Source organism: Granulicatella adiacens ATCC 49175 (assembly GCF_025150565.1).
Classification (GTDB): domain Bacteria; phylum Bacillota; class Bacilli; order Lactobacillales; family Aerococcaceae; genus Granulicatella; species Granulicatella adiacens.
The window spans coordinates 1,142,266-1,164,594 of sequence record NZ_CP102283.1 but is presented as its reverse complement, the minus strand read 5'-3'; the positions used below and the strand labels follow the sequence as shown (position 1 = coordinate 1,164,594).

The 22,329-nt window shown below is 38.1% G+C and carries 21 protein-coding genes and 1 pseudogene; 19 read left to right on the top strand and 3 right to left on the bottom strand.

Annotated elements, in window-relative coordinates:
* The first annotated feature begins 184 nt into the window (after window positions 1-184).
* Window positions 185-1,174, top strand: a complete 990-nt coding sequence (gene pta / locus NQ540_RS05705; protein ID WP_005605745.1) for a phosphate acetyltransferase — start codon at window positions 185-187, stop codon at window positions 1,172-1,174.
* 241 nt (window positions 1,175-1,415) lie between these two features.
* On the opposite strand, the gene NQ540_RS05700 is transcribed toward pta, so the two are convergent.
* Window positions 1,416-1,601: a PspC domain-containing protein gene (locus NQ540_RS05700; RefSeq protein WP_005605744.1), complete on the bottom strand. Its 186-nt coding sequence runs from the start codon at window positions 1,599-1,601 to the stop codon at window positions 1,416-1,418.
* A gap of 421 nt (window positions 1,602-2,022) precedes the next feature.
* Here NQ540_RS05700 and NQ540_RS05695 point away from each other — a divergent pair, with 421 nt between their 5' ends.
* From NQ540_RS05695 to queA, 4 genes are all read left to right on the top strand, one after another.
* Window positions 2,023-2,562 carry an NADPH-dependent FMN reductase gene (locus NQ540_RS05695; protein ID WP_039848809.1) on the top strand — a complete coding sequence of 180 codons (540 nt, stop codon included), beginning with the start codon at window positions 2,023-2,025 and terminating at the stop codon, window positions 2,560-2,562.
* A 143-nt stretch (window positions 2,563-2,705) separates the two neighbouring features.
* The gene (gene ruvA, locus NQ540_RS05690; RefSeq protein WP_005605742.1) at window positions 2,706-3,293 is read left to right on the top strand and encodes a Holliday junction branch migration protein RuvA; all 588 of its coding nucleotides are present in this window, start codon (window positions 2,706-2,708) and stop codon (window positions 3,291-3,293) included.
* Between the two features lie 12 nt (window positions 3,294-3,305).
* Complete coding sequence (ruvB, locus tag NQ540_RS05685) at window positions 3,306-4,313, top strand: Holliday junction branch migration DNA helicase RuvB (RefSeq protein ID WP_005605740.1); 1,008 nt, start codon at window positions 3,306-3,308, stop codon at window positions 4,311-4,313.
* A 14-nt stretch (window positions 4,314-4,327) separates the two neighbouring features.
* Complete coding sequence (gene queA / locus NQ540_RS05680; RefSeq protein WP_005605738.1) at window positions 4,328-5,365, top strand: tRNA preQ1(34) S-adenosylmethionine ribosyltransferase-isomerase QueA; 1,038 nt, start codon at window positions 4,328-4,330, stop codon at window positions 5,363-5,365.
* 1,046 nt (window positions 5,366-6,411) lie between these two features.
* Here queA and NQ540_RS05675 read toward each other — a convergent pair.
* Window positions 6,412-6,594, bottom strand: coding sequence for a YjzD family protein (locus tag NQ540_RS05675; RefSeq protein WP_005605732.1), 183 nt, complete (start codon window positions 6,592-6,594; stop codon window positions 6,412-6,414).
* A 139-nt stretch (window positions 6,595-6,733) separates the two neighbouring features.
* On the opposite strand from NQ540_RS05675, the gene NQ540_RS05670 reads away from it, so the two are divergent.
* The 12 genes and pseudogenes from NQ540_RS05670 (at window position 6,734) to NQ540_RS05615 (ending at window position 19,546) form a co-directional block, all read left to right on the top strand.
* The gene (locus NQ540_RS05670) at window positions 6,734-10,087 is read left to right on the top strand and encodes a DNA polymerase III subunit alpha (RefSeq protein ID WP_005605730.1); all 3,354 of its coding nucleotides are present in this window, start codon (window positions 6,734-6,736) and stop codon (window positions 10,085-10,087) included.
* A gap of 98 nt (window positions 10,088-10,185) precedes the next feature.
* Entirely contained in the window at window positions 10,186-11,151 is a 966-nt protein-coding gene (gene pfkA, locus NQ540_RS05665) for a 6-phosphofructokinase (RefSeq protein ID WP_005605729.1), read from the top strand.
* A gap of 24 nt (window positions 11,152-11,175) precedes the next feature.
* Window positions 11,176-12,582, top strand: a pseudogene (gene pyk / locus NQ540_RS05660) (pyruvate kinase); the annotation flags it as partial.
* A gap of 215 nt (window positions 12,583-12,797) precedes the next feature.
* Window positions 12,798-13,661, top strand: coding sequence for a CvfB family protein (locus NQ540_RS05655; protein ID WP_005605727.1), 864 nt, complete (start codon window positions 12,798-12,800; stop codon window positions 13,659-13,661).
* A gap of 3 nt (window positions 13,662-13,664) precedes the next feature.
* Window positions 13,665-14,129 (top strand): Fur family transcriptional regulator, encoded by a 465-nt coding sequence (locus NQ540_RS05650; RefSeq protein ID WP_005605726.1) that lies wholly within the window; start codon window positions 13,665-13,667, stop codon window positions 14,127-14,129.
* A gap of 3 nt (window positions 14,130-14,132) precedes the next feature.
* A complete protein-coding gene (xerD, locus tag NQ540_RS05645; RefSeq protein ID WP_005605725.1) occupies window positions 14,133-15,017 on the top strand; it encodes a site-specific tyrosine recombinase XerD in 885 nt (294 codons plus the stop codon).
* Between the two features lie 24 nt (window positions 15,018-15,041).
* A complete protein-coding gene (deoB, locus tag NQ540_RS05640) occupies window positions 15,042-16,211 on the top strand; it encodes a phosphopentomutase (protein ID WP_039848807.1) in 1,170 nt (389 codons plus the stop codon).
* A 19-nt stretch (window positions 16,212-16,230) separates the two neighbouring features.
* Window positions 16,231-17,046, top strand: a complete 816-nt coding sequence (locus NQ540_RS05635) for a purine-nucleoside phosphorylase (protein WP_005605723.1) — start codon at window positions 16,231-16,233, stop codon at window positions 17,044-17,046.
* Window positions 17,047-17,072: 26 nt separating this feature from the next.
* Window positions 17,073-17,450 (top strand): GNAT family N-acetyltransferase, encoded by a 378-nt coding sequence (locus tag NQ540_RS05630; RefSeq protein ID WP_039848805.1) that lies wholly within the window; start codon window positions 17,073-17,075, stop codon window positions 17,448-17,450.
* The gene (locus NQ540_RS05625; protein ID WP_005605721.1) at window positions 17,438-18,199 is read left to right on the top strand and encodes a segregation and condensation protein A; all 762 of its coding nucleotides are present in this window, start codon (window positions 17,438-17,440) and stop codon (window positions 18,197-18,199) included. The genes NQ540_RS05630 and NQ540_RS05625 overlap by 13 nt, the downstream gene beginning before the upstream one ends.
* The gene (scpB, locus tag NQ540_RS05620) at window positions 18,192-18,812 is read left to right on the top strand and encodes an SMC-Scp complex subunit ScpB (protein WP_005605719.1); all 621 of its coding nucleotides are present in this window, start codon (window positions 18,192-18,194) and stop codon (window positions 18,810-18,812) included. The genes NQ540_RS05625 and scpB overlap by 8 nt, the downstream gene beginning before the upstream one ends.
* Before the next feature lie 8 nt (window positions 18,813-18,820).
* Window positions 18,821-19,546, top strand: coding sequence for a pseudouridine synthase (locus NQ540_RS05615; protein ID WP_005605717.1), 726 nt, complete (start codon window positions 18,821-18,823; stop codon window positions 19,544-19,546).
* A gap of 64 nt (window positions 19,547-19,610) precedes the next feature.
* Here NQ540_RS05615 and NQ540_RS05610 read toward each other — a convergent pair whose 3' ends face one another.
* The gene (locus NQ540_RS05610) at window positions 19,611-19,865 is read right to left on the bottom strand and encodes a ferredoxin (protein ID WP_005605715.1); all 255 of its coding nucleotides are present in this window, start codon (window positions 19,863-19,865) and stop codon (window positions 19,611-19,613) included.
* On the opposite strand from NQ540_RS05610, the gene NQ540_RS05605 reads away from it, so the two are divergent.
* Together NQ540_RS05605 and NQ540_RS05600 are read left to right on the top strand one after the other, a co-directional pair.
* On the top strand, window positions 19,864-20,931 hold the full coding sequence (locus NQ540_RS05605) for a helix-turn-helix domain-containing protein (RefSeq protein WP_005605713.1): 1,068 nt from the start codon (window positions 19,864-19,866) through the stop codon (window positions 20,929-20,931). The two genes, NQ540_RS05610 and NQ540_RS05605, sit on opposite strands and share 2 nt — an antisense overlap.
* A gap of 1 nt (window position 20,932) precedes the next feature.
* Window positions 20,933-22,306 carry a RecQ family ATP-dependent DNA helicase gene (locus NQ540_RS05600; RefSeq protein ID WP_005605712.1) on the top strand — a complete coding sequence of 458 codons (1,374 nt, stop codon included), beginning with the start codon at window positions 20,933-20,935 and terminating at the stop codon, window positions 22,304-22,306.
* The last annotated feature ends 23 nt before the right edge of the window (window positions 22,307-22,329 follow it).

Genomic DNA, 22,329 nt, shown 5'->3' with positions numbered 1-22,329 from the left:
TCTCTAAGTATAGCATACAAGGCGTGTTTTGCTAAGTAGAAATTTTTATGAAACGAAACTGTACTATTTTCATATTGCTTACAAATTAGTACAGCTGTTTTTTTGATGATTGTTTTAACATTGTACTGTTTTTTTAAAAGTATTTAGTGTATTATTAAGATAACAAATTTTTGGAGGGATATCCGTGGAATTATTTGAAGAATTATCACTTAAAGTGAAAGGGAAAGACGTTAAAATCGTATTTCCAGAAGGAGATGAACCAAGAATTATTGGTGCGGCTGTTCGTTTATTAGCAGATGGACTTTGCAAACCAATCTTACTTGGAAATGTAGATGCTATTAATGAAGTAGCAGAAGCTCGTGGATTTAACATTTCTCATTTAGAAATTATCGATCCTGAAACTTATGCGGACGATAAATATGCAGAAATGGTTGCAAGCTTTGTAGCACGTCGAAACGGTAAAGTATCTGAAGAAGATGCGCAAAAATTATTACGTGACGTAACTTACTTCGGAACAATGATGGTATACATGGGCTTAGCAGACGGATTAGTATCTGGTGCGGTTCACTCAACAGGGGACACTGTACGTCCAGCATTACAAATCATCAAAACAAAACCAGGAGTATCTCGTACAAGTGGTGCGTTCATCATGATCAACAGCGACAAATCTAAGAAATACTTATTCTCAGACTGCGCAATCAACATTAACCCTAACGCACAAGAATTAGCTGAAATCGCAGTAGAATCTGCTAAAACAGCTGAATTATTCGGTATTGAACCAAACGTTGCAATGTTAAGTTTCTCAACTAAAGGTTCTGCTAAATCTGAAGAAGCATTAAAAGTAGCTGAAGCAACTAAAATCGCTCAAGAATTAGCTCCAAACTACAACATCGACGGAGAATTACAATTCGATGCTGCATTCGTACCAAGCGTTGGTAAACAAAAAGCTCCAGACTCACCAGTAGCTGGACAAGCAACTGTATTCGTATTCCCAGAAATCCAATCAGGTAACATCGGATACAAAATTGCACAACGTTTCGGTAACTTCGAAGCTATTGGACCAATCTTACAAGGATTAAATAAACCAATCTCTGACTTATCACGTGGATGTAACGAAGAAGACGTCTACAAATTAGCGATCATTACAGCTAACCAAGCGTTGATGGAAAACTAGGATGTGAGACATCGCGGTTAGAAATCGACCACTGGACCGGAACGACGAAAGGAACGTGAAATGTTCTGCGTACGTTCCGGGAAGTGGACGCGATTTCTGCGATGGCGAACTCAACTACACAAAACGACTCGCATCGCGAGTCGTTTTTGCTTTGCTCATAATGGATTCCCTAAAGTAGAGAGACTTTATCTGAAAGCACAAAAAAAGCAGGTTTTAAACCTGCTTTTTTTACTTAGAACGATTATTCACCTTCAGGAAGTACAAATGATAAAACTGCGTATGCTAGAGCACCAGTTCCTGCAGCTAAGACAGATATTGCCCAGCCGATACGAACTAATGATACATCGATACCATAGTAATCAGCTACACCAGCACAAACTCCCATAATTTTCTTTTCTTTTACATTACGTGTTAAACGTTTTTCCAAATGAAATCACTCCTAATTATTAAGATTGTATTAAATGTATCATAGGCTATTTACGAAAAACAATTAGTTTTACTACATTTCACGGAAAGAACTAGATTCTTTCAAAAACAGATATGAATTTTCGGTGAATTTCACAAAATATTCATATTCCGACTGATATTCTTATTATGAGAATGGAGTAAATTTATATACTTTATTATTAAATAATATATCTCATCCCAAAGATTATTTATTAGATTTCTATTTGAAAAATATCGTGATAGCAATGGTTCTAGTTCATTGTTAGAGGTTATAAATTTATAATAATTTTTATGAGCAAATAAATTGCTTTAATATTTAAGTGATGATAATCTTTAATTAAGCCAAGAGAGAAGACGTCGCTTTCTTGGAAAAACAACGAAAAAGAAATGAGGTATTTAATATGAAAAACATTTTATTTGTAGTAGGAAGCTTACGTAAAGGAAGTTTTAACCATCAAATGGCTGAAAAAGCAGTACAACTTTTAGAAGGAAAAGCAACAGTATCATACTTAGACTACTCAAACCTTCCATTAATGAACCAAGATTTAGAAACTCCAGTATTACCTGAAGTACAAGCAGCACGCGATGCTATCGGTAAAGCAGATGCTATTTGGATTTTCTCACCAGTTTATAATTTCGCTATTCCAGGAACAGTGAAAAACTTAATTGACTGGATGAGTCGTGCTCTAGATTTATCAAACCCAAGTGGACCTTCTATTTTACAAGATAAAGTAGTAACAGTGTCTGCATTGGCAGCAGCTGGGCATGATCAATTATTCGCTTCATATCAATCATTATTACCATTTGTACGCATGCAAGTAGTAGGTGATTTCACAGCTGCAACAATTAACCCAGAAGCTTGGGGAACTGGTGTTGTTACATTAAGCGATGAAGTAGTAGCAGGACTTGAAAAACAAGCTGAAGCATTATTAAATGCATAATTAAATTTCAAACTTAACTTAAGGAAGCAGTCTCTCTTCGAAGGGGCTGCTTTTTTTGAACAGTATACGAACAGACATTTGCCCTAGACCTTCCTGTTATGCTAGAATTGTACTGATATAGACATAAAAAAGGAGCATTATTCATGTATGAATACTTAAATGGAGAGTTAGCGCATATCTTACCAACAGCTATTGTTATCGATGTGCATGGCGTAGGCTATCAAGTGGTATTTGCAAACCCATACCGCTTGCAAGATTCTCTAAAAAAACAAATTAAAGTTTTAGTACAACAAGTTGTTCGTGAGGATTCGATTACCTTATACGGATTTATCTCAAGCGAAGAACGCGAATTATTCCAACGATTAATTAGTGTTTCAGGTATTGGTCCAAAGAGTGCGATGAGTATTTTAGCAAATGACGATACGGAAGGTTTCGTGAACGCTGTAGAAAGTGGGAATGTCACTTATTTAACAAAATTCCCAGGAGTTGGGAAGAAAACAGCGCAACAAATTATTCTTGACTTGAAAGGAAAGTTTGAAGCACTACCAGAGGAAACCACGAAAGCAGTTGTTTCAACGAACCAAGCCACTCTTGAAGAAGCAAAAGAAGCCTTACTTGGTCTTGGGTATTCTGCAAAAGAAATTAAAAAGATTTGGAAGTCACTGGAAGCTGCTGCTCCAAGTACGACGCAAGAGGCATTAAAAGTGGCCTTTAAACTATTGATGAAATAATGGAGGATTATCGTGGAGGAAGAACGTTTTATTGACCAAAACCCGCTTGACGAAGTGGAAGTACAAGACGAGTTATCACTAAGACCACAGACGTTACAACAATATATCGGTCAACAAAAAGTAAAAGAAGAACTTGCCATTTATATTCAAGCGGCGCGTAGTCGTTCTGAAGCCTTGGATCACGTGTTACTATACGGACCTCCAGGACTCGGGAAGACGACACTCGCGATGGTCATTGCCAATGAATTAGAAGTGGGTATTAAGACAACCAGTGGTCCAGCGATTGAACGCCCAGGAGACTTAGTGGCTCTTTTAAATGATTTAGAAGCAGGAGATGTTTTATTTATCGACGAAATTCACCGCTTGCCACGTGTAGTGGAGGAGATGCTGTATTCTGCGATGGAAGATTTCTTTGTAGATATCGTAGTCGGACAAGGGCCAACTGCGCATCCAGTGCATTTTCCATTGCCGCCGTTTACGTTGATTGGAGCAACAACTCGTGCGGGGGCACTTTCTGCACCGCTTCGTGACCGTTTCGGGATTGTGGAACATATGGAATATTATGATGAGGCTTCTCTGTCTGAGATTGTTAAACGTAGTGCAAATGTCTTTGATAGTGAAATTAAAGATGAAGCCGCTCTTGAGATTGCACTTCGTTCTCGCGGGACACCGCGTATTGCCAATCGCCTACTGAAACGTGTACGTGACTTTTCTCAAGTATACGAAGAAGGCATGATTTCAAAAGAAATTACGCAGCAAGCATTGAAGGTCTTACGTGTGGACGCTAAAGGGCTAGACCATATTGACCGTAAATTGTTGACGGCGATGATTGATTTATACGATGGTGGTCCTGTTGGTCTTGGAGCTATTGCGGCGAACATTTCAGAAGATGCGGAAACCATTGAAGATATGTATGAACCGTATTTATTACAAATTGGATTTTTAAAACGGACATCACGCGGTCGTGTGGTGACACCGGAAGGATATGCTCACTTAGGGCGCTTGTATCCCATGTCGTAAGGAAGGAAATAGAAATGAACTATACAACTAAAGATTTTGACTTCGATTTACCCGAAGAATTAATCGCGCAAACGCCATTAAAAGACCGTACGTCTTCGCGTCTATTGATGGTGGATAAAACTAAGCACACGATTGAAGATAGACATTTTTCTGATTTACTAGAAGAATTAGAAGCAGGGGATACACTTGTTGTGAATAACACACGTGTACTTCCAGCACGTCTTTATGGAACAAAAGAAGAAACGGGTGCTCATATTGAAGTGTTACTATTAACGAATACAGAGGGTGACAAGTGGGAAACTCTTGTGAAACCTGCTAAACGTATGAAAGTAGGTAGTGTCGTTTCTTTTGGTGACGGTCGACTTAAAGCAACAGTTATTGAAGAATTAGAACAAGGTGGACGTATCATTGAGTTTTCATACGAAGGAGTATTCCTCGAAGTATTGGAATCTCTTGGGGAAATGCCTTTACCACCTTATATTAAAGAGCGTTTAGAAGATAAAGAACGTTATCAAACGGTTTATGCTAAAGAAAATGGATCTGCAGCAGCACCTACAGCTGGCTTGCACTTTACGGAAGAATTAATGCAACAAATCCGTGACAAGGGCGTGAATATTGTTCCAGTCACATTGCACGTTGGTCTAGGAACGTTTAGACCTGTTTCTGTGGATTCGCTAGAAGACCATAAGATGCATTCTGAGTATTATAATGTGTCAAAAGAAACTGCGGATATGATTGAAGCGACTAAAAAAGCTGGCAAACGCGTCATTGCTGTTGGGACGACTTCGATTCGTACACTAGAAACAGTTGCTAGAGACAACGATGGGCATGTGGTGCCTGCGAGTGGTTGGACAGATATTTTCATCTCGCCAGGGTATGAGTTTGGTGTAGTTGATGCATTTGTGACGAATTTCCACTTGCCAAAATCAACGCTTGTGATGCTTGTTAGCGCATATCTTGGACGTGAATTCACACTAGAAGCGTATCAGCACGCTATCGAAGAACGTTATCGCTTCTTTAGTTTTGGCGATGCAATGTTTGTGCATAAATAAAGGGAAAAGACCTTCGGTCTAACTACGAACCATAGGGAACTCTTCATGGTAGAGATAATAGCTGTATCGGATTAAGCCTTTTGTCTCAATCCTACCGAGCTTCAAACTGACTCTAGGAAATGAATTTCCAGAGTCAGTAATTCACATCGGTTACTAATCGCTATCACTTCTACCATAGAATCCCTATGGTTCTTCGTTTGCCCACGGTCTTTTTGTGCGATTTATACAGTAACCTTTCTAAATAAGTAATAACTGAAAATAATCGAAGCTAATTGAAAGAAAATTAGCTTCGATTAATTTTTTATAAAATATAAACCGAGAGAGAAAATTATAGTTTGCCAAGCTGGGATTAATAGATATTCTAAGAATATACTATATGATTCAAAAGAACCAAAGTAATGTTGCTGAAAGTATAGCATAATAAATGTGATTGTAGAAATAAACATGAACGAGAGTAAAATTTTTACGGTGGAAATTTGTTTATTAATGGAAATTAGTGGGAATAGTGGTAGTAAGTATATTCCACTGAAAATGAAAAAAAGAATTATGAAGTTCGATTCTGAAGTCATAATATTATAATTATCAGGTTTAGGGGGATCCACTACTAAAGCTATAAACGATAATATTATCCAAAAAAAATGATATGCAACACAATAACTAACAAATTCTTTTATAGAGTGTATTTTTTTCATAGATATTGTTCTCCTATCGAATTTTCAAAGTAACTATACTGCTATCACCACTGAATATACAATGTATTTAAGAAAATTTAATAATTCTCTTAAGTATTCAGTTGATGTACAAGAATATGTGCTCACTAAAGAAAAAAGGATTATCTGCAGTATGTTCTGTAAAGGGATTCCCACAGATAATGCACCTATCGAAAGCTTCCAGTCTTTTCTAAAGTGCAAAGCTTTCTATATAAAAGATGAAGTAATAACTTCTTTTAGTGTGATTTTACGAGAGATAGAATTGCAACGTACGAAAATCGGTCAAACTTCGAAGCGCTAAAAATAAATAAAAAAACAGAAGTTAAGGTTCAACTCTTAACTTCTGTTTTCTTTTGATTTCATAAATACGTGCTGGATGATAAAGATAGCTGCAGTTACGAGCACTCCTACGGTTACGGCGCTTTGTACGTTGTAAGGTGTTTGAGAGAGCGCACTTCCTAGGTAATAAGTAACTTGGCTAAGTATCAATCCCCATACGATGGTAACAATATATTTCACGGACAACCCTTCTTTCAGTTCCCATTATAGTACAAGCAAGATTCTTTTGACAATAGATGGGGCGAAAAACTTTCCAAAAGGGAGCGCGAATGGGGAAGATATGCTATAATAAGACGACTAATACGAGAGGAGGAACCCTATGCCATATACAACTTTACAAGTATTCAGTAGCTATTCATTACTCAAGAGTACGATTCGTTTAAATGAGTATGTTGCGACTGGAAAATTATTAGGTTATAAACAATTGGCCCTAACAGATGATGGCGTGCTGCATGGTGCAGTGGAGTTTTATGAGCGCTGTATTCAAAATGGAATTCAACCGATTCTAGGATGTACATTCGAGATTGCATGGAAGAGTGATGCGTCTAAAAAAGAAATGCTTGTCGTCTATGCAAAGGGCTCTAAGGGGTATGAATCCCTCCTGAAACTCTCAACCCTATATCAACAAGGACTTACTTGGACAAAAGAAATGACGGAGTGGATTGCCACTCATAGCGAGGATGTGAAAATCGTTCTTCCTCCAACGGATAGTGAGTGGGTTGCGGCGAATTCTAAGGGCAGACTTGAAGCGGTTCTAAAAGCTGTGAAGGAAGAGTATGCGGGCGTTGAGATTGCTATAGGGATTACTCGTGAAATGGTCGAACGTAGTGAGTTCGAAAAAATGCGTGAAGGAATTGAAGCAGCTGGAGTTCTTCCTGTTGCCTTTAGTGTCTCACGTTATTTAAATGCAACTGATTATTTCCCATGGAAAGTATTACAAGCGATTCGACTAGGGGGAACTCTCTCGTTTACTCAAGAAGATGCAACAGGGAGTGAATCTTTACCAGAAGCGACTTCGATGGCGAAGGTGTTCCAAGTGGTAGAAGGTGGAGTGCTTCTTTCTAACTTAGAAAAGTTTACAAAAGATTTAGTGGTAGAGATTCCTCTAAGAGACACCATGCTCCCTAAATTCCCAGTACCAGATGGGAAGACGAGTGCACAGTTCCTTTATGAATTATGTGAAGCAGCAATGCTTGAGATGGGAGTAACGACGCCCATCTATGTGAATCGTCTTAAAGAAGAATTGGCCGTTATTCATGAGATGGGATTTGATGATTACTTCCTAATTGTTTGGGATATTATGCGTCATGCGCGTGAGAAAGGTATTCAAACCGGAGCTGGTCGTGGATCTGCGGCAGGTTCACTTGTAGCGTATCTCTTACATATTACAGGTGTTGATCCGATTCGTTATCACTTGCTATTTGAACGTTTCTTAAACCGTGAACGTTATACAATGCCTGATATCGACTTGGATTTTCCTGATGATAAGCGTGAAGATATTTTAGCGTATATCGTTTCAAAATATGGAAATCAAAATGTAGCGCAAATCGTGACATTTGGTACACTTGGAGCGAAACAAGTGTTACGTGATGTATGTAAAGTCTTTGGCGAAAACATCATTACGGTTCAGAAGTTTTCAAATAATATCGCTCAAGGGAAAGTAACATTAGAGCAGACCTATAAAGAAAATAAAGCGTTTAGAGAACATATAGAAAGTAGTGAACGCAATCGCAAACTCTATCAAGTGGCAAAAGCTCTTGAAGGTCTTCCACGTCATTCATCTGTCCACGCGGCCGGAGTTGTGTTGTCGCAAGATGCGTTGACCAAGACCGTTCCGTTAATGAAACGAGACAAAGGGTATTCGGCGTCACTTCAGGAAGCTGATTGGATGCTAACGCAGTATGCGATGCAGGCTGTTGAAAAAGTGGGTCTTCTCAAGATGGACCTACTTGGGTTAAGTAACCTGACATTGCTGCATAAGGCAATCCAACAAACTCAAAAGATTACGAAAAAAGAATTGGATATTACGAAGATTCCTCTAGACGACCCTCGTACGTTTGAACTCTTCCAAAAAGCACAGACGAACGGGATTTTTCAATTCGAGTCAGATGGTATTCGCCGTGTTTTGAAGGAAATGAAACCAACTGAATTCGAAGATTTAGTGGCAGTACTCTCGTTGTACCGTCCAGGACCAATGGAGCAAATTTCTCATTTTATTAATCGTAAAAAAGGAACAGAAATCGTTCAGTATCCGCATGCATCTCTTCAAAGGATTCTTGAACCAACCTATGGTATTTTGGTCTACCAAGAACAAGTTATGCAAGCTGCAAGTGAAATGGCTGGTTTTTCTTTAGGAGAAGCGGATATTTTACGTCGTGCGATTGGTAAGAAGAATAGTGAAACTATCGCTGCACAAAAAGAAAAATTTGTGCAAGGCGCCGTTTCAAAAGGATACAAACAAGAGGATGCCGAGACGGTCTACGACTATATTGAAAAGTTTGCCAACTATGGATTTAATAAATCACACGCAGTAGCTTATGCGATGCTGTCTTATCAATTGGCGTACTTAAAGGCAAACTATCCTACAGCGTTCTTTACAGCCTTGTTCCAAAACGCGAGTGCGAAATCATCGAAGTTACAAGACTATCTTGTAGAAGCGCGTCAATTAGGGATTAAAATATTGCCACCAAGTATCAATAATAGTTTTGCTGATTTCGTAGCGAACGATAGTGGTGTTATTGTCGGTCTCAATAGTATTAAAGGAATTAGACGAGACTTTGTTGAAAGTATCGTGAAGAACCGTTATGAGTATGGACCGTTCAAAGGGTTCCAAGACTTTGCATATCGAATGGGTGCTCAATATACAAAAGAACCACTTTTAGTAGCGTTAATTAATGCGGGGGCTTTTGATGAGTTTGGTGAAACACGGGCGACGCTGAAGGCGAATGTGGATGCTGTTGCTAAAAGTGTGAAATTCCATGGGTTGAATTTATCACTTGAGGATGACTTAGAAGTAGCTTTCACTCATGTAGAAGAAGAACCATTACTTCAAAGGATTGGAGAAGAAATTGAAGTGCTTGGCTTTTCAATTTCGCCACATCCTTCCTCGAAATACGATCCTCTTATGAAGAGTGGATGGATTCAAGCAATTCAATCTGTTTTTGAAGAAGGATATATGCGTTTTGTAGGATTGATTGTGGACATTCGTAAAATCTCCACTCGTAAAGGAGAGAAAATGGCGTATGTCACACTTCAAGATGCGTCTGGGATGATCGATGTAGTTGTCTTTCCATCAACACTTGCTGAAATCTATCAGCATCTTCAACAAAATACGATGGTTCTTATGGAAGGTCGTGTGAAGAGAGGACAAAAAGGTCAATGGCAATTGCAGTTAAATCGTATGTATCCGATGAGTTTTGCTGATAAGTTGCTAGCTGATTCATCTAAAAAATTGCAAATTGCGATTCGTCCAGAAAAACATACTCCAGAAGTATATGCGGAAATCAAACAACTCGTGACCAAATATAAAGGAGTGACACCTGTTGAATTATTCCTTGTGAATAGTAAGACGCTCGTAAAGAATTCTTTTGCAAACGGTGTAAATCTTGAGTCAAAGCTAATACCTAGTCTTATCGACATTTTAGATAAAGAATGTATAAAAATTGTAAAATGAAAAAGTTTATGAAAATGAAAGACATTTGTTCTAAAAAGTGATAAAATGAGAACAAATGGGCTTGTTCCAGTAAAAATAAATCTAAGAGGTGAATCTTTGTGAAACGCATTGCTGTTTTAACAAGTGGAGGAGACGCTCCAGGGATGAATGCCGCTGTACGTGCCATTGTACGTAAGGGTATTTATGAAGGCTTTGAAGTCTATGGAATTAACTACGGTTTTGCCGGTTTAGTAGCTGGTGATATTCGTAAATTAAATCCGTCTGACGTGAGCGACATGATTGGTCGTGGGGGTACATTCTTGTATTCTGCGCGTTATCCTGAATTCGCAAATCGCGAAGGACAAGAAAAAGGGATTGAACAATTAAAGAAATTCGGTATTGAAGGTCTTGTTGTTATCGGTGGTGACGGAAGCTATCAAGGTGCCGTTGCTTTAACGAAGCTTGGTTTCCCAACAGTTGGGGTTCCAGGAACGATTGACAATGATATTCCTGGTACGGAATATACAATTGGTTTCGATACTGCAATCAATACTGTATTAGAAGCGCTAGACCGTCTTCGCGATACTGCGACATCACACGTTCGTACGTTTATCGTTGAGGTTATGGGTCGTCGTGCTGGAGATATTGCACTTTGGACAGGGGTTGCTAGTGGTGCAGAACAAATTTTAATTCCTGAACAAGATTTTGATTTAGAAGCTGTTGCAAAAGAAATCAAACAAGGACGTTTAAATGGGAAGAAACATACGTTAATTCTTCTAGCGGAAGGCGTAATGTCAGGGGACGAACTGGCCAAAAAATTACGTGAATATGATAGTGATTTCCACACTCGTGTTACAGTTCTCGGACACGTTCAACGTGGGGGAGCTCCTAGTGCTCGTGACCGCGTTCTTGCAAGCCGAATGGGTGCCAAAGCAATCGATTTGTTAAAAGAAGATATCGGTGGCGTTTGTGTTGGCGTTAAAGCTGAAGAAATTATCTATAGTGATATCGTTGAAACATTAGCAAACGGCAAACATTTACCTAACTTAGAGTTGTATCAACTAAATAAAGAAATTTCTTTCTAAAAAATTAAAGGAGTCAAGGATAAAATGAAAAGAACTAAAATCGTATGTACAATTGGACCAGCTAGTGAAGCTCCAGAAAAATTAGCTGCTTTATCAGAAGCAGGAATGAACGTTGCACGTCTAAACTTCTCACATGGTGACCATGAAGAGCATTTAGCACGTATCAACACAATCAAAAAAATCCGTAAAGAAACAGGACGCGTTATCGCAATTCTTTTAGATACAAAAGGACCAGAAATTCGTACACATAATATGGAAAATGGTGCGATTGAATTCCACACTGGTGATGTAGTTCGTATTTCAATGACTGAAGTGCTAGGAACAAAAGAAAAATTCTCTATTACTTATCCAGAATTAATCAACGATGTTAAACCTGGATCAATTATCTTAGTAGATGACGGTTTAGTAGGTTTAGCTGTTACTGAAGTAGACCACGCAAATGGCGAAATTGTCTGCGTCGTAAACAACAGTGGTGTTGTTAAAAACAAAAAAGGAATTAACGTTCCTGGTGTTAAAACAAAATTACCTGGTATCACTGAAAAAGACCGTGCAGATATTATTTTCGGTATTGAAAATGATATTGACTTCATCGCAGCAAGTTTCGTTCGTCGTGCTTCAGACGTTCAAGAAATCCGCGATTTGTTAAAAGAACATAATGCAACTCACATTCAAATTATTCCAAAAATCGAAAACCAAGAAGGTATCGACAATATTGACGAAATCTTAGCTTTATCTGACGGTTTAATGGTTGCTCGTGGAGACATGGGTGTTGAAATCGCTGCGGAAGAAGTTCCAATCGTTCAAAAAATGTTAATCAAGAAATGTAACACATTAGGTAAACCAGTTATTACAGCTACTCAAATGTTAGATTCAATGCAACGTAACCCACGTCCAACACGTGCGGAAGTTGGTGACGTAGCGAATGCTATCTTCGACGGAACAGATGCAGTTATGTTATCTGGTGAATCTGCAGCAGGGGATTACCCAGTAGAAGCAGTTCGTACAATGGCAAATATCTGTGTTCGTACAGAACAAGAAATCCGTGTACGTGACAAATTCAAATTAAAAGCATTCAACGAAAACGATGTAGCTGAAGCGATTGGTCGTTCAGTAGCACATACAGCTAAAAACTTAAAAGTTAAAACAATTGTTGCTGCAACAGAATCAGGACATACTGCGAAAATGATTTCTAAATTCCGTCCTGACGCAACAATCTTAGGTGTCACTTCAACAGAACGTCAACAACGTGCCTTAGCATTAATCTGGGGTGTTAAACCAGTAATCGTTGATCGCGCTAAATCAACTGACGAAATGTTTGAATTATGTCTTCAAGCAGTACGTGACTACCACACTGCTAAAGAAAACGACTTAGTAATCATCACTGCTGGTGTTCCTTTAGGAATTAAAGGTACAACAAACATGATGAAAGTAGCTCGCTTATAATTCATTTGAAAATAAAAAGGTTTGAACGAATCTAAAAGGTTTGTTCAAGCCTTTTTTTTATAAAATTGAGAGCGTAAGTGTAAGTGCTTCAAAGATTCATGCGTATCCTTTAAGAAAAAGGCCCAATTTACAGGATAAAAATGACTGTAAGCCCTATTTTGTGGTAAAATAAAAAGACAAATGTAAAAAGAAGGAGGTTTGTTATGACAAGTGAATTATCGACTGTTGTTCAAGCCATTATCACGGATGAAAACGAAAAGTACTTTTTTGTGCAAAAGAGTGGAGAAACATTCCGTCTAAAAAAAGACGAAGCTACAGAAACACTAAAAATCGGTGATGTAGTAACGGGATTCTTATATGAGAATTCTTCTCGTAAAAAAGTCTTTACTCTGAATATTCCTGAAGTAACAAATGAAAGTTATGGATGGGCAAGTGTGACACAAGTCAGAAAAGACTTAGGCGTATTTGTAGATATTGGTTTAGAAGATAAAGATATGGTAGTTTCATTGGATGAACTTCCAAGTATGAAAGAGTTATGGCCAAAGAAAAATAATCGTTTATATGTAACATTGATAAAAGATAAAAAAGATCGTACATGGGCAACGATGGGGGATGGAAACGCACTTAATGATAAAGTGATTCGTGGTCACAAAGGGCTGTTGAATAAAGATTTAACTGGAATTGTGACACAAGTGCGCCTGGTTGGGACTACGATTATAACTCCGGAAGGATATAAATTGTTCTTGCATCCTTCAGAACGATTATATGAACCAACGCTGGGAGAAGAAATTACTGTTCGTGTGATTGGCTTACGACCTGATGGAGTCCTTAATGTATCAATGAGACCTAGAGCACATGAAGCTATTGGAGATGATGCGGAAATGATTATTGCGATGTTAAAGAATCGACCAACGCATACACTTCCATATTGGGATAAAAGTGATCCTAAAGTCATCAAAGAGATTTTTGGAATTAGTAAAGGACAATTTAAACGTGCCATTGGAAACTTGTTAAAGGCAAAACGAATTACACAAGAAGAAGGATTTATTCATCTGATTGAAGAATAATGAGTGGAGGCGAATCGCTTGTCATCTATTTCTATTGAAGAGATTCAAAAGAAGTTACAAGAAGAAGGATTCAAACTAACCCTGCAAAGACAGGCAACAGTTGAGATTCTTCTGGAACATTTAAATGAACTACTGACTGCTGAAGAAATTTATATGTTTGTAAAAGAAAAATATCCAGATATTGGATTAGCAACAGTTTATCGAACATTAGAAATTTTAACGGATTTAGAGGTAGTTACCAGAAATATATTTGACGATGGTATTGGTCGCTATCATTTGAAGCAGTCTGTTAGCAGACATTTTGCACATCATTTATTGTGTGTTAAATGTGGTCAAATTCAAGAGGTGGAAGAGGACCTTCTCATTGATGTGGAACAGAAAGTGTTAGAGCAGTTTCATTTTCAGGTGTTGGATCATCGGCTGACTTTCCATGGAATTTGCAAAAATTGCCAGCAAAAGGAAGGGTAGAAGATGAAAGAAATACACTACTTCCTGGATAGTATTGCCGTTCAGGGTCTATCCGATAATACGGTTTCCAGCTATAGACGAGACTTAGAGAAGTTTTCTCAGTTTTTAGAAGAACAGAAGGTGATACGTCTTCAAAATGTGGACCATACGACAATGGTACTATTTCTACAGAAATTAAAAAAAGACGAATATGCCGTTAGTTCAACAAGTCGCATGATTAGTTGCTTGAAGAAGTTCTTCCAGTTTCTTATCCAAGAGCGAATAATAGACAAAGACCCGACACAGCAAATTCATCCGCCAAAACCGAAGAAGCAGTTGCCAAAAGCCCTCAGTATCGATGAAGTGAATCGGTTGCTGGAGGTCCCAGACACAACGACTGTTTTAGGACTAAGAGATAAAGCCATGCTCGAACTTTTGTATGCAACTGGGATGCGTGTAAGCGAACTGATTAGTATTGAACTTGGTGATTTGCATTTGGAACTTGGATTCTTACAAACGATTGGGAAAGGAAATAAACAACGCATTATCCCGATTGGACAAGAAGCAACTAACTGGATTCAAAACTATTTAGAGTATGCACGGCCTGCTTTAGAAGACGAGAAGAAGTTATCGAATGTCTTGTTCTTGAATCACAGAGGCGGTCCGTTTACACGTCAAGGTTTCTGGAAGAATTTAAAGAAGATCGTCCAGACAGCCATGATTACAAAGGAAGTGAGCCCGCATACATTGCGCCATTCCTTTGCAACTCATATTTTAGAAGCGGGTGCCGACCTTCGAATTGTGCAGGAGTTACTCGGGCACTCGGATATTAGTACGACACAAATTTATACACATATTACAAACGAACGAATGAAGGAAATTTACAAACAAGCACATCCTCGTTCGTAAATAAAGAAAATGGAGATGGAAACTATGAAATTTAAAAGAATACATGTCATTGTAATGGACTCTGTAGGTATTGGAGAAGCACCCGATGCTGCAAAATTTGATGATGCAGGTTCACATACTTTAGGCCATATTTCAGAAACTGTAGGTCTAAATGTGCCAAATATGCAACGTTATGGTTTAGGGAATATCGCTCCTTTAAAAACAGTTCCACCAGTAGAACATCCAGAAGGAAGCTATACGAAACTTGAAGAAGTTTCTGTTGGTAAAGATACAATGACAGGTCACTGGGAATTAATGGGCTTAAATATTAAAACTCCTTTCCGTGTTTTCCCTAATGGTTTCCCACAAGAATTATTAGACCGTATTTCTAAGTTCTCAGGAAGAGGGATCGTATGTAACTTACCATACAGTGGAACAGCGGTTATTGATGACTACGGTAAACACCAAATGGAAACAGGCGATTTAATCGTTTATACTTCTGCTGACCCAGTAATGCAAATTGCTGCTCATGAAGACATTATTCCGCTAGAAGAGTTATATCGTATTTGTGAATACGCTCGTGAAATTACAAAAGACGATCCATACATGATTGGTCGTATCATTGCTCGTCCATATGTGGGTGAACCTGGCAACTTCCAAAGAACTTCAAACCGACATGACTATGCGTTAAGTCCATTTGGCGAAACAACATTAGATTTCTTGAAGAAAGATGGCTTTGATGTCATTGCAATTGGTAAAATTAACGATATCTTTAACGGACAAGGAATCACTGAATTCGTTCGTACAAAAGACAACATGGATGGCGTAGACAAACTTGTTGAAGTATTGAAGAAAGACTTCACTGGTATGAGTTTCTTAAACTTAGTGGACTTTGACGCGGTTTATGGTCACCGTCGTAATACAAAAGGATACGGTGAAGCGCTTGAAGCATTTGATGCTCGTATTCCAGAAATCGTAGAAAACATGCAAGAAGATGATTTACTCATTATCACTGCTGACCACGGAAACGACCCAACATTCAAAGGAACAGACCACACTCGTGAGTACATTCCAGTGTTAGCCATCAGCAAATCATTGAAACACCCAACACACTTACCACAAGGACACTTCAGCGATATCGCAGAAACAATCAGCGAAAACTTTGGGGTAGCATCAACTGGTAACGGAACAAGCTTCTTAAAAGAATTAAACTAATACAGAAAGAGGGAACATCATGAGCAAATACGAACAATTAGTCGAAACAAAAACGTTTTTACAAGAAAATGGCATTGGTCACATTGATTTCGGAATGATTTTAGGATCAGGTCTTGGTGAACTTGCTGGAGAAGTAAAAAATCCATTAATCTTTGACTATAAAGATATTCCAAACTTCCCAGTGTCAACTGTAGTCGGTCATGCTGGCCGTCTTGTATATGGTGAATTAGAAGGCAAACAAGTTCTAATCATGGATGGACGTTTCCATTACTATGAAGGTTACGATATGGAAACAGTAACGTTCCCAATTCGTTTAATGAAATTATTAGATGTTGAAACGATTATTGTGACAAACTCAGCTGGTGGTGCAAACCCAACATTTGAACCAGGGGACTTAATGATTATTACAGACCAAATTAACTACACTGGTACAAACCCGCTTATCGGACCAAACGATGAACGCTTTGGACCTCGTTTCCCTGACATGAGCCATGCGTACCATGAATATGGACAAGAAGTGGTTCGTAAAGCTGCTAAAGAATTAAACATCAATATTAAAGAAGGAGTATACATGGGATACTCTGGACCAACATACGAAACACCAGCAGAAATCCGCTTTACACAAGCTATCGGTGGGGATGCTGTAGGAATGTCAACAGTTCCTGAAGTTATCGTAGCAAACCACGCTGGTATCAAAGTAATTGGGATTTCATGTATCACAAACTTAGCTGCAGGAATGCAAGCAAACTTAAACCACGAAGAAGTGGTAGAAACAACACAACGCGTTAAAGAAGTGTTCAAATCATTGGTTCGTAAAGTGTTAGTTTTATATTAAGAGACGAACCTCGAGGAGGAATGAATTTGTTAGTACCTTATTCAGCAACGAATAAAAAAATTGTGATGGGATTATTATCCTATATCCCAGAATTCAAGGACTTTAAACGATTGCAAGAGGAAATTGAAGAAATCGCGACAAATCCATCAATTAAATGTTGGCTTTTTAAAGAAAGTGACAGTGAAAATTTTATTGGATTGATTGGTGGGGAAAGCACAACAGACACGGTTATCATTAAATACTTATCGTTGTCACCTTCGTTTCGTGGGGAAAATATTACATTCCAAATGTTAGAAGATTTAGCAAAGATGGAAGATAAAGTATTAAGTGGAACAATTGAGACGAGTGTTATTCTTGCAAAATGGAATAAACATCGTGTAAGTGAGGAACCATGGAAGATTTAACAATTAAAGTAGCTGAATACGAAGGACCGATGGACGTCCTCTTGCATCTGATTCGTGAGATGAAAATCGATATTTACGATATTCCGATGAATGAATTAACGAAGCAATATTTGAACTTCATTCATTCCATGAAGACATTGGAATTGGAAGTGGCAGCTGAATATTTAGTAATGGCATCAACCTTATTAGAAATTAAAGCAAGAATGCTTCTTCCAAAACCAAAGTTGGAGGAGTTGGATGAAGACGGGGAGCCAATCGTGGAAGACCCTCGTGATCAGTTAGTCCAACAACTATTGGAATATCAACAAATTAAAGAAAATGCCAAAAAGCTTGAGGAGCTCTCTTTCCTAAGGGGATTACACTTCGGGAAAGAAGCAAGTGACTTGTCTTCGATGCAAGAAATTATTCCTTTAAAAGAAGGAGAAGTGACGACTCAAGATTTATGGAACGCGTTAAAGAAATTAGCGCGTAAAAATATTGCTAAGATGCCGCTAAAGGCCAATATTCAACATGAAACGCATACAGTTGAGGAATTGATGGATTCGATTATTTCAAAAATAGAGCATACAGATAAGAAACAAGTTCCATTCGAGGAATGTTTCCCAGCGTTCAACAGGCATGCGATTACAACAACATTTTTAGCGATGTTACAGCTCGTTCGTGAACATCGTGTACGTTTTATTCAAAGTTCTCCATACGAGGATATTTTGATTGAGAAAAGACAAGAAAAGGAGAAAGAGAGTGACTAATTACATTTCAGTATTAGAAGGCTTACTATTTGTTGCTGGAGATGATGGGATTACATTAGAAGAAGCAAGCTATATTTTAGAACTCGAAAGAAGTGCGGTTCGTCAGTTGCTAGATGAATTAAAGAAACGCTTAGAGGACGAAAATAGTGGCCTAGAACTTCTTCTTACAGCTTCTCATTATAAACTTGTGACAAAGGCTAGTTTAAAATCCTATATCGAAAAATATGCGGTTTCTCCTTATTCTTCTCAATTGTCTCAAGCTTCTCTAGAAACGTTGGCGATTATCGCGTATAAGCAACCTGTCACACGTGTGGATATTGAATCGATTCGTGGCGTTCAAAGTAGTGGTTCGATTCAAAAACTACTTTTAAGAGATTTAATCGAAGAGGCTGGAAGATTAGAGACACCCGGACGTCCAAAATTGTATAAAACAACAGCGTATTTCATGGATTACTTTGGATTAGAATCGCTTGATGCACTGCCAGATGCTTCAGATTTATTCGATTTAGATTCTGAAGAAGCAAACCAATTATTTAGAGATAATCATGATTTATTTGAAGAGTTGGAAATACGCTCTAAAGAACATCATGAAGTAGAAGAAGAGAAAGAGTAGGTTTTTTTGTGGAAAGATTACAAAAAGTAATGGCACACGCAGGTGTGGCATCCCGCAGAAAATGTGAGGCATTTATTCAAGAAGGCCGCGTTAAGGTCAACGGTGAAGTCGTTAGAGAACTAGGCTTTAAAGTTGGTGCCAATGATAAAATTGAGGTAGACGGTATTCCAATTTACAAGGAAGAACCTGTATATTTTATGTTTTATAAACCCAAAGGAGTGCTTTCAAGTGCCAGTGATGATAAGGGAAGAACCGTTGTCACTGATTATTTTAAAGATGTAGAACAACGCGTGTATCCAGTGGGACGTTTGGACTACGATACGACAGGACTTCTTTTATTAACCAACGATGGTGAGTTTTCAAACTTGATGACTCATCCAAAGCATCACGTGGAAAAGAAATATATTGCAAAAGTTAAAGGAATTCCAACACCTCGTCAAATGCGTCAATTGGAACGCGGAATTGTTTTAGATGGTAAGAAAACGTCAAACGCAATAGCTCAAATTTTATCAGTTGATACAGATAAAGGAACAGGGATTGTCGCTTTAACGATTCACGAAGGATGGAATCATCAAGTGAAGCGTATGTTTGAAGCAGTGGAATTACCTGTTATGAAATTAAAACGTGAAGAGTTTGGATTTTTAACGTTGGAAAACTTACGCCCTGGAGACTATCGTGAATTACGCTCATTTGAAGTACAGAAACTAAGAAAGCTCGCTTTAGACGAAAAATAGATTTCTATTAGGGAGTCATACAAAGAAAAACGGACTCATACTGTTGTGAGTCCGTTTTGTTTATTTATTCTTCTGTAAAGGGTCTGTTTTTTCGTTTAATGGCACCAGTTGGACAGGCTGTATAAGCATCTTTGAACTTTTCCAGCGTATCTTCTGGTAGTGGAACTGTTCCGGTATTGTTGTCTTGTTTTACAAAGGCAATCCCTTCCGCATCGTACTCGAAGATTTCAGGAGCACGTAGTTGACAGATTCCACAGGCGATACATGAGTCGCAGTCAACTTTTGTATAAATTTTTGAAAGAGAGGATTTTTTATCCATGAGTCAGTACTCCTTTTATCAAATTTGGATATTACATGCGATCAAGTCGTATGGTGTGGTTCCGTTAAATCGATTATATCGTATTTTAACGGGAAATCGTACCATGTCGACTTTAATTGGCGTGACAGAAGATAAAACTGAAGTATTTTTTGCTAGTTTACCTCATTTAAAAGAAGAGTACTTTCATCAATTAGTAGATGGATTCTTTCGTGAAGGAATGGTTAGCGAAAATGAATCAGGTTTAGTGCTACTGAAAGAGATTCCAGAATTTTCTCTTGTGACAAATGGAAGACATGCTGTCAATTATTTGATGCATCCATACTCATTTGTGCAATTACGAGATGTCACAAGACTCTGGGTCGAATGGATTAGTTACAACCGCTACGAAGAAACACGATATCGTCCTCTCATTCAAAATGTATGGTTACAGCAATTATTTAAGAGGTGGTATAAAGAAAAAAAAGAGAACATTACGTCCGTTTGGTTTAGTAGTATTGTAGATGAATTCCATGACTGGGCTAATAAGCAAGATGAATCTGTGAAAGGACATTGGGTAGGGCTTTTTAATGGAGCTAAGTCGACAGCGGCTCTAGAAGACGAGCTTGTTTCGTTATGGGGATTTACCACGGTTGAAGACTGTGAACCTCTTTCGAGATTAGTCTTAATGAAATGGGTGAGCGATGTCTTTGAGGAACCTGAAAATTTTCCAATTGCTTATGGATGGTTTTCTATAATGGTTGAATGGATTTCTCATGAAACGAGTTCCGTTCAAGAAACAGTTCGTCTGTTTTGTAAAGGAATGAAACGCACAGAAATTGCCCACCTTCGTAAGCTTAAAGAGAGCACGATTAACGACCATCTCTTAAAGTATGTGTTACTTACAAAAGAGGCATTATATGAACGCGTTGAAGAAACGAAGGCTGCCGTGGCTTATAAATCCCTCTTTGAAAATGGACAATATCCTAGGTATAAAGAGGCTAAAGACCAATTTGAAGCAGCAGGGAAAAAACTAGATTTCTTCTTATTCAGATACTATCAAATTAAAGCCTTAAAGGAGCGTAAATGACATGGATCCAATATTGAATCGATTCGGATATGATGCGTTTAGAGAAGGCCAGAAAGAAATCATTACGGCTCTTGAAGAAGGGCATGATGCGATTGCGATTTTACCAACAGGAAATGGAAAATCATTTATTTATCAATATATCGGTATCAAAGAAAACTGTAGAGTCGTTATCGTGTCTCCTCTGATTGCGTTAATGGTCGACCAAGTAGCTAGTTTAAAACAGATGGGGATTCATAAAGCCGTGGCCATTACTTCCCTTATGACTGAAGCAGAGAAAAATTATATTTTAAATACGTTAAAGGAGTATCAATTTATTTTTGTTTCTCCAGAGATGTTACAAGCCCCCAGATTCTTTAAGCAATTATCAAAACTTGAAATTGGATTACTCGTTGTCGATGAGGCGCATTGTATATCGCAGTGGGGGTATGACTTTAGAAGCGATTACCTATTTATTGGTAAGATGAGAAAAAGTTTAGGAAGTCCTCGAACGTTAGCGCTAACTGCGACAGCGACGACTCAAGTGATTCATGATATTTATACATTTTTAGGATTAAATAAAGAGGAGACGACTTATTTCCAAGGACATGCCTTCTTGAAGAATCGTGAAATTGATGTTATTTCGGTTGAAGGCCTTCGTAGTAAGATGCTTTCTGAATTGTTGAAGCGTGTGGAATATCCTTGTATCGTGTATGCCTCAACGATTAAAGAGATTGAAGGGTTAAAAGGATCACTCCAAGAGGAAGGATTTACAAAAATTGATACCTTTCACTCTAAGAGACATAGTAGTGACCGTCAAACGATTCAGCAGAAATTTTTTAGAGGAGAAATCAACATTCTATTAGCAACAAGTGCATTTGGAATGGGGATTAATCAGTCTAATATTCGTACGATTATCCATTTTCAACTTCCACAGACACTTGAAGATTATGTGCAACAAATTGGTCGAGCTGGAAGAGACTTGCAATTTAGTCGTTGTATCGCCTTGGTTCATTCAGACGATTTTCCCCAAATGAGACGTAAGATTGAACGCTCCTATGAAGTAGATGATGAGGAAGAGACGGAACTTCATCAAAATATCAAAGAGATTGCGAAAACGTTTCGTTGGAATAATGATCAAACGAGTGCATTTATAAAGAACCAGAAATCGCGTAAATTAAAGCAAATAGGGCAGATTGAAGAATTTGCAAATACCACCTTGTGCAAAGAACAATATCTAGCTCATTTTTTCGGTGAAAAAAGGAAAGCTTCGTGTGGAAAGTGTAGTAGTTGTAGGCATCTTGATTTGTTTTTAATGGAGATTACTTCTAAGTGGAATGAAGTGGAAAATTCAAAAAATTCCTTTGAAGAGAGCTTTAAAAAATTGTTTAATCTCTGATTAAATAGAGTGATTTTTAATTT